Here is an 8,383-nt window from a genome sequence, read left to right on the forward strand (position 1 = left end):
CCGGAAGCTAAGCCTCTCAGCGCCGATGGTACTGCAAGGGGGACCTTGTGGGAGAGTAGGACGCCGCCGGACTTCTTCTCAATGATCGAGCCCCTGACCGGGGTGAGCAGCAATGCTCACCCCGGTCAGGGGCTCTTTCGCGTCCCCACACGTCGGCTGAGCGGGCGGTGTCGTGCTCCGGGTAGACCGGAGACATGAAGGTCGTCGGAGTCGAAACGTTCGGAGGGCCTCGAGCCCTCGCCGTCCATGAAGTAGCCGAGGTGCACGCCGGTGCCGGTTCGGTCCGCATCGCCGTCCGAGCGTTCGCGGTCAACCCCACGGACACGGGGGTGCGGGCGGGGGAGCGCGACAGTTCGAAGGCCACGGCTCCGTACGTGCCCGGGATGGATGCCGCGGGCGTCATCGACGAGGTGGGACCGGACGTCGAGGGGTGGTCCGTCGGTGACGAGGTCATGGCGATCGCCCTCCCGCTCACCGGGCACGGCGGGGCGTACGTCGAGTACCTCGTCGCCCCGGTCGGGTCGTTCACGCGGATCCCGCGCGGGACCACGATCGAGGCAGCATCCACCGTGCCGATGAACGGGCTCACCGCCATCCAGATGCTCGAGCTCGCCGGGCTCGAGCGGGGCCAGACACTCGCCGTGACCGGCGCCGCCGGGCTCCTCGGCAACTACGTCGTGCAGCTCGCGAAGGCCGCCGGCATCACCGTGATCGCGGACAGCTCCGAGAAGGACCAGGCCCTCGTCCGTTCGCTCGGGCCGGACCACATCGTGCCGCGCGGGGACGACTTCGCTGCCTCCGTGCGAGCCGTCGTGCCCGAGGGGGTCGACGCCCTGTTCGACTGCGCCCTGCAGCGGGACACCGTCGTCCCGGCCATCCGCGAGGGTGGTGTGTTCGTCGACGTCCGCGGCTGGGAGGGCAACGGCGCACCCGGCATCCGGTTCGAGCGGGTGTCCGTGTTCAGTGAGTACCGGTCCTTCGACAAGCTCGAGCGGCTGCGCCACGGCGTTGAGAGCGGCACGATCGTGCCCCGGGTGGCCGAGGTCCTGCCGGCGGAGCGTGCCCCGGAGGCACACGAACGCCTCGAAGCTGGCGGGACGCGGGGTCGCTTCGTCCTCACCTGGTGACGCAACTGTCATGACCGATTGACGGACGGGAGGTCCGACACCAGCTGGTGCCGGGCCTCTCGTCCGTTCGTCGTGCGTCAGCGGAGGCGGGTCGCCGCGATGCAACCGTCGACGTCGAGCGTCGCACCGTGCATGCCGGAGCGTCGCAACTCTCGCGGGACTACCGGGAGGCGTACGGGCGGCCGTCGGCGGAGGACGCGACCGGGGCCCGGAAGGCGTTCGCCGCTGCGGGCTGGCAACTGGGCAGGGGTGTGGTGGCCGCTGCCGACCACCGCCTGTGATCCGGTGCCAGCGGTCGAGTACGGCCTCGATCGTGTCCGCGGCCGTCTGGACGTCGTCGTGTTCCCAGACGCGGATGACCCTCCAGCCCTCGCTGCGGAGGACGGCGTCGTGCCAGGCGTCACGCTGCCGGTTCGCGAGCAGCTTCGTGCGCCACAACTCGGCGTTCGCCTTCGGCAAGTGTGCGTGCTCCTCGCACCAGTGCCAGAAGCAGCCGTCCACGAACACCGCGACGCGGGCACGGGGGAACACGAGGTCAGCACGCGCTCGTGTCCGGACGCTGATCCGGCGGTCGACGAAGAACCGACGGCCGCGGGCGTGGAGGGTGCGGCGCAGGGCGAGTTCCGGCGCGGTGTCACGGCGTCCGAACCGGGTCATGTGGCGGCTTCGCTCCTCGTCAGCGTCCCAGTGCTGCATGCCGCGACGCTACCGAGGGAGTGGTGCCCCTCGCGGCGCATCGGTGCGATCTGTGGAGTACTCCGGCGGTCAGCCCTCGAGTTCGGCGCGGAGGTACGGCGCCGTGCGGCTCGACGGGGAAGCAGCGACCTCGGCGGGCGTGCCCGAAGCGACGACCTGGCCGCCCTCGTCGCCGCCGGACGGCCCCATGTCGATCACGTGGTCGGCGGCAGCGACGACGGACATCGCGTGCTCGACCACGACGACCGTGTTGCCCGCGTCCGTCAAGCGGGACAGCTGCTCGGTGAGGCGCTCGACGTCGGCCGGGTGGAGGCCCGTGGTCGGCTCGTCGAGCAGGTACAGCGTGTGGCCGGAGCGGGCGCGCTGCAGCTCGGTCGCGAGCTTGATGCGCTGCGCCTCGCCGCCGGACAACTCCGGTGCGGGCTGCCCGAGTCGGAGGTAGCCGAGGCCGACCTGCTGCAGGGCGTTCAAGGCACGTGCGGCGGCGGGGAGGTCGGCGAGGAACGGTGCGGCCTCGTCCACGGTCATGCCGAGGACGTCGGCGATCGTCACGCCGTCGAGGCGGACCTCGAGCGTCTCGTCGTTGTAGCGGGAGCCGTGGCACTCCGGGCACGGCGCCCAACTGCCCGGCAGGAACAGCAGCTCGACCGACACCGAGCCCTCTCCCTGGCACACCTCGCACCGGCCGCCGACGACGTTGAACGAGAACCGGCCGGCCGTCCACCCGCGGGCCTTCGCGTCGTCGGTCGCGGCGAACGCGGCACGGACCGCGTCGAACAAGCCCGTGTACGTGGCGAGGTTCGAGCGGGGCGTGCGGCCGATCGGCTTCTGGTCGACCTCGACCACGCGGCTGACCTGCGGGTGCTCGGAGGCACGGTTCGCGAGGACGCCACCCACCAGCGACGACTTGCCCGACCCAGACACTCCGGTGACGGCGGTGAGGACGCCGAGCGGCACGTCGACGTCGAGGTCCCGGAGGTTGTGCTGCGTCACGCCCCGCAGTTCCAGGGTGCCGAACCGTTGTCGAGGAGGGCGGGCCTCCAGGCCGGAGGCGCGCGGTTGCAGGAAGCGGCGGGTGACGGACGCCTCGACGTCGGCCAGGCCGTCGACCGGGCCGCTGTAGAGGACCGTGCCGCCGGCGGAGCCGGCACCGGGGCCGACGTCGACGATCCAGTCGGCCTGGCGGACGATGCGCATGTCGTGCTCGACGACGAAGACGCTGTTGCCGCTGGCGCGGAGGTCCTCGAGGACCTGGACGAGCGGCTCGGCGTCGGCCGGGTGGAGGCCCGCGCTCGGCTCGTCGAGGACGTAGACGACACCGAAGAGGCCGCTCCGCAGCTGTGTGGCGATGCGGAGGCGCTGCATCTCACCGGGGGAGAGCGTCGGGGTGGCGCGATCGAGGCTGAGGTAGCCGAGACCGAGGCCGGTGAGGACCTCGACCCGGCCGAGGAGGTCGCGCGCGATGGTGACCGCGACCTCGGTCCGCTCACCGGACGACGTGCGGGACGTGGCCGCCGTGGCGTCGGTGAGCTCGGCGACCGGACGGAGGACCTCGGCGACGCCGGACAGCGGCAGCGCGTTCAGCTCGGCGATCGTCCGGCCGCCGAACGTCACCGCGAGTGCAGCGCGCGTGAGACCCGTGCCGCCGCAGAGCGAACACGGGCCGGACTCGACGAACTGCAGGACCTTGTTCCGCTGCGTCTCGCTCTGCGAATCGGCGAGGGTGTGCAGCACGAACTGGCGGGCGCTCCAGAACCGGCCCTTGTACGGCTTCGCGACGCGGTCACGCTTCGGGTGCACCTCGACGACGGGCTGCTCCTCGGTGAAGAGGAGCCAGTCGCGGTCCTCCTGCGGGAGCTCCCGCCACGGCCGTTCGATGTCGTAGCCGAGGCCGGCCGTGACATCGCGGAGGTTCTTTCCCTGCCAAGCACCCGGCCACGCCGTGATCGCGCCGTCGCGGATGCTCAGCGACGGGTCGCGGACGGCGGAGGCCTCGGTCACCTCGTGGGCGACGCCGAGCCCGTGGCATCGCGGGCAGGCGCCGGCGACCGTGTTCGGCGAGAACGAGTCCGAGTACAGCTGCTCGGCGCCCTCCGGGTAGGTGCCGGCACGCGAGTAGAGCATGCGCGTCGAGTTGCTCAGCGTCGTGAGCGTCCCGACCGTCGACCGGGAGCTCGGGGCACCGCGGCGCTGCTGCAGGGCGACGGCCGGCGGGAGGCCCGTGATCGAGTCGACGTGCGGGGTCGAGCCCTGGGCGATGAGGCGGCGGGCGTAGGGGGCGACGGACTCGAGGAAGCGGCGCTGGGCCTCGGCGAAGACCGTGCCGAACGCGAGGCTCGACTTGCCGGAGCCGGAGATGCCCGTGAAGGCGACGATGCGGTCGCGGGGGATGTCGACGTCGACGTCGCGGAGGTTGTTCTCGCGGGCGCCGCGGACGCGGATGAAGCCGTCGCGCGTGGTGTCGTCGGGACTGCCAGTGGCGCCGGGACCGGCAGTGGCGCCGGGACCGGCAGTGGCGCCGGGACGGGCGGTGACTTCGGGTCCCGCAGCGGCGTCGTGGCCCGCGGTCTCGTCGGGGGAGGTGGTCGAGGGGCGGGTCGTGCGGGGAGCGGGCATCCGTTCGAGCCTAGGCGGGTTGCGGCGGGGCGGTGATGGGGCAGGCCCGGTCGTGTCGGGTCGGGTCGGGTCGCCCTAGCATCGGGGGCATGAGCAGCGACGTGATGCCCGGCCGGTACCGCCACTTCAAGGGCGGGGAGTACGAGGTCGTGCTCGTCGCCAAGGACGTGGAGACCGAGGAGCCGGTGGTCGTGTACCAGGCCCTGTACGGGGAGCGGGGGTACTGGGTGCGGTCCCTCGCGGACTTCACGGCGCACGTCTCGCGTGACGGGTACGAGGGGGCGCGGTTCGTGCCGATCGTGGACTGAAGCCTCGGTCACTGCCAGAACGACGCCGTGGCCGCAGGGGTCAGGGGAGGAGGCCGAGTTCCATCGCGCGGGTCACGGCGCGGGTGCGGTCGTTGACGCCGAGCTTCTCGAAGACGTGGCCGAGGTGGGTCTTCACCGTGGTCTCGCTGAGGAACAGGACGCGGCCGATCGCCGGGTTGCTGTTGCCCTGGGCGACGAGACGCAGGACGTCGAGCTCGCGCGGGGTCAAGGACGGGCCGATCGGTGCGACACCGACGGCACGGCGGACCAGGGCCGCTGCCGCTGACGGAGCGAGGGCGGTCTCGCCGCGGGCGGTGGCGCGGACGCCGGCGAGGATCTCGGACTCGGGAGCGGCCTTGAGCAGGTACCCGGTGGCACCCGCTTCGATGGCGGCGAGGATCTGGTCGTCGGACTCGTACGTGGTGAGGATGAGGACGCGGATGTCTGGTGCAGCGGCGAGGATCTGCGCTGTTGCAGCGTCACCGTCGAGGACCGGCATCCGGAGGTCCATGAGGACCACGTCGGGACGCTCGGCCAGCACGAGGGACACCGCCGCTGCGCCGTCCGCGGCCTGACCGACCACGTCGATGTCGTCGGCCGCCTGCAGGAGCGCGACGATCCCCGACCGGACGATGGGGTGGTCGTCCGCCACGACGACGCGGATCACCGGGTGACCGCCGTTGCGGCTGACGGTGCAGATCGAAGGTTCTGCTCTGTATCGCCACGGGGGTCCGGTGCCGCGGTCGGGAGGGTCGCGGTCACGACCGTGCTACGCCCGGGTGCGCTCTCGATCGTGCAGGTGCCGCCGGCGAGGGCGAGCCGGTCGCGCAGACCACGCAGGCCGTGGCCGGCGGTCGGGACGGCGGGATCGAAGCCGACTCCGTCGTCGATCACCCGCAGGACGGTCCGCTCGGACTCGTGGAGCAGCTCGACACGCGCCGAAGCGGAGCCCGCGTGCGTTCGGACGTTGGCGAGGGCTTCCTGCGCGACGCGCAACAGCACGACCTGCGCATCGCGGTCGAGCGCGATCTCTGCTGCGGCGACGGCGACGGGCGTGCCGGTCTCGCGGGTGTGGCGCTCGCCGAGGCGGTGCAGCGCTCCGGCGAGGCTGTCGTGGGTGGCTCCGGCAGCGCCGGCCGCGACGAGGACGCGGGACTCCTCGAGGGCAGCACGGGCGGACTCCTCGAGGACCGTGAGCCGTTCCTCGAGGGCGTCGGGGCGGTCGTCGGCGAGGTCGTTCCGCGCCCGCTCGGTGAGCATGACGATGCCAGCGAGGTTCTGCGCCACGGTGTCGTGGATCTCGCGGGCCAGGCGCTCCCGTTCACTCGCGATGCCCGCGGCACGGTTCGCATCGGCAAGGGAGTCCTGCGTGGCATGGAGCTCGACGAGCAGTTGCCGGCGCTCTTCGGCGAGGGTAGCGACCCGGGTCATCCAGATGCCGATCGCGCAGGAGCCGACGACGCTGACGACCTCGATGAGGAGCGTGCCGGCCAAGGAATCGGGGCCGCCGGAGACCTGCAGGCCGATCCCGCTCGCGAGCCCGACCACCGCGGTGAGGGCGACGGCGACCCGCACGCGCATGACCTGGGTCCACACGAGCGGGAACACGATGCACTGCACGAAGGCCGTGGTCGGTACGACGGCAGGCAGCACGAACGCGGCCGCGATCGCGATCGGCAGGAACGCAGCCGCTGCCCGGGGTCGGTCGTACCCGCGCCAGCCGTAGGCGACGTACGCCACGGTGAGGACCGCCAGCGCAGCGAACGCCGGCCAGCGGGACGGCCACGGCGACCGCGCGGCGACCGCGATGACCGCGGTCAACACGACCGTGCCAGCGAAGAAGGCGTGCAGCCAGACGCTGTTGCGCGTCCGGGGGTGCGTGTCGGTCATGCCGACAGCCTCCCATGCCTCCGGCTGCGGAACCGGGTTGTCCACAGCCCTGCTGGCCGCCACCGTCAGCCGTCCTTCCGGTTCCACCGGAACGTCAGCGCGCAGACCACCAGGCCGAGGACCAGCCACGCTGCCAGGACGAGGGCTCCGAGTCCGAGTCGCCACGAGCCTCCCGGCTCGGCGGACGCGAACGCGTCCGGCAGGAAGACGGACCGCATGCCGGAGGCCATCCACCGGAGCGGGAACGCGCTCGCGATGCCCTGCAACCAGTCGGGCAGCTGCATGAAGGGCAGGTAGACGCCCGAGATGAACTGCAGCACCAGCACGATGGGGACGATCGTGGCGGTGGCGCGGCGACCCTCGCGGGGGAGCGCGGAGATCGCGATCCCGAGGACGCTGCTGGTCGCGATGCCGAGGAGGAACACGCCGGCGAAGGTTCCCCAGCGGCTCGCGTCCGTCGGGAGTGTCACCCCGAACAGGAGGCTCGACACGGCGAGCGGGATCGCCGTCTGCACGAGCGTGGTCACCAGGACCATGCCGATCTTGCCGACGAAGTAGGACAGGACGGGGAGCGGGGTGCCGCCGAGGCGCTTCAGGGTGCCGTCACTGCGCTCGCCGGCGATGTCGACACCGAGCGCTTGTGTGCCGGAGAGGAGGATGCCGGTCGCGACGAGGCCGGGCAGGTAGTACGTGGCGTAGTCGACGCTCGCCGTCCCGGCCTGGATGTCGCTCGAGCTGGCGAACGCGACCGAGAACAGCGCGAGCATGACGACGGGGAACAGGAACGTGAAGAAGACGGAGTCGGGGGCGCGGAAGTAGGAGCGGATCTCGTAGGCGATGCGGGAGGCGCCGATGGTCAGGGTGTTCGGGCTCGTCGTCATGGTTCAGGCGACCATCTCGAGGTAGACGTCCTCGAGGGACGGGCGGATGACCTCCAGGTCGTGCATCGGCGTGGTCGTGCTCCGGATGCGGTCCTGCGGGTGGTCGGTGCGTTCCTCATGCTGCGTGCCATCGGTGTCACGCCAGCGGATCTGGGGACGCCGCGCTTCCGGACCGCCGAGCTCATCGATCGGCGCGAGGGCGCGGAGTTCACCGTTCGCGATGACGGCGGCACGGTCGGCGAGGTGCGCGGCCTCGTCGAGGTAGTGGGTGGTCAGGAGGACCGTCGTTCCCTCCCGCTTGATGCCGTTGACGAGGTCCCAGAACTGGCGCCTGGCCTCCGGGTCGAAGCCCGTCGTCGGTTCGTCGAGGAACAGGACCTCCGGGCGGCCGATCACGCCGAGGGCGACGTCGACGCGGCGGCGCTGCCCGCCGGACAGGCGGCTGACCCGGGTGTTGCGCTGGGCCTCCAGTCCGGTGGCGGCGAGGAGCTCCTCGGTGCTGCGGCTGCGCGGGTAGAGCGAGCCGAAGTGCGTGAGCTGTTCGGCGACGGTGACGTTCGGGGACTCGGAACTGGTCTGCAGGACGATGCCGATGCGTGCCTTGTGCTCGCGGGTCGGGCTTGCCGGGTCGGTGCCGAGGACGCGGACCTCGCCGGAGGTGCGGGAGCGGAAGCCCTCGAGGATCTCGACCGTCGTCGACTTGCCGGCGCCGTTCGGGCCGAGCAGGGCGACGGTCTCGCCGCGGGCGATGGTGAGGGAGAGGTCGGAGACCGCGGTGTGGCCGGTGGGGTAGCGCTTGGTGAGGTTGCGGACCTCGATGGCGGGGGTGTCGGGCATGGGTCCAGCCTCGCGGGAGGGCGGGGTT

General features: G+C 71.9%; 7 protein-coding genes and 1 pseudogene. 2 read left to right on the forward strand and 6 right to left on the reverse strand.

Going from position 1 to position 8,383, the window contains the following annotated elements; translation table 11 throughout:
- Positions 1-194 precede the first annotated feature (194 nt).
- A complete protein-coding gene (locus tag DEJ16_RS15335) occupies positions 195-1,127 on the forward strand; it encodes an NADP-dependent oxidoreductase (RefSeq protein WP_110826204.1) in 933 nt (310 codons plus the stop codon).
- Between the two features lie 348 nt (positions 1,128-1,475).
- Here the strand turns inward: DEJ16_RS15335 and vsr are convergent.
- Positions 1,476-1,823: pseudogene (gene vsr, locus DEJ16_RS15345) on the reverse strand (DNA mismatch endonuclease Vsr); the annotation flags it as partial.
- A 69-nt stretch (positions 1,824-1,892) separates the two neighbouring features.
- Positions 1,893-4,439, reverse strand: a complete 2,547-nt coding sequence (locus DEJ16_RS15350; RefSeq protein WP_220032735.1) for an excinuclease ABC subunit UvrA — start codon at positions 4,437-4,439, stop codon at positions 1,893-1,895.
- A gap of 89 nt (positions 4,440-4,528) precedes the next feature.
- On the opposite strand from DEJ16_RS15350, the gene DEJ16_RS15360 reads away from it, so the two are divergent.
- The gene (locus DEJ16_RS15360; RefSeq protein ID WP_110826202.1) at positions 4,529-4,747 is read left to right on the forward strand and encodes a DUF1653 domain-containing protein; all 219 of its coding nucleotides are present in this window, start codon (positions 4,529-4,531) and stop codon (positions 4,745-4,747) included.
- A 40-nt stretch (positions 4,748-4,787) separates the two neighbouring features.
- Here the strand turns inward: DEJ16_RS15360 and DEJ16_RS15365 are convergent, their stop codons facing one another.
- The 4 genes from DEJ16_RS15365 to DEJ16_RS15380 form a co-directional block, all read right to left on the reverse strand.
- Complete coding sequence (locus tag DEJ16_RS15365; RefSeq protein ID WP_110826201.1) at positions 4,788-5,414, reverse strand: response regulator transcription factor; 627 nt, start codon at positions 5,412-5,414, stop codon at positions 4,788-4,790.
- Positions 5,411-6,637 (reverse strand): histidine kinase, encoded by a 1,227-nt coding sequence (locus DEJ16_RS15370; RefSeq protein WP_146232908.1) that lies wholly within the window; start codon positions 6,635-6,637, stop codon positions 5,411-5,413. The genes DEJ16_RS15365 and DEJ16_RS15370 overlap by 4 nt, the downstream gene beginning before the upstream one ends.
- Before the next feature lie 65 nt (positions 6,638-6,702).
- The gene (locus tag DEJ16_RS15375; RefSeq protein ID WP_110826199.1) at positions 6,703-7,518 is read right to left on the reverse strand and encodes an ABC transporter permease; all 816 of its coding nucleotides are present in this window, start codon (positions 7,516-7,518) and stop codon (positions 6,703-6,705) included.
- A 3-nt stretch (positions 7,519-7,521) separates the two neighbouring features.
- Positions 7,522-8,355: an ABC transporter ATP-binding protein gene (locus tag DEJ16_RS15380; RefSeq protein WP_110858065.1), complete on the reverse strand. Its 834-nt coding sequence runs from the start codon at positions 8,353-8,355 to the stop codon at positions 7,522-7,524.
- Positions 8,356-8,383 lie beyond the last annotated feature (28 nt).

This window comes from Curtobacterium sp. MCJR17_055, assembly GCF_003224335.1.
Lineage (GTDB): Bacteria > Actinomycetota > Actinomycetes > Actinomycetales > Microbacteriaceae > Curtobacterium.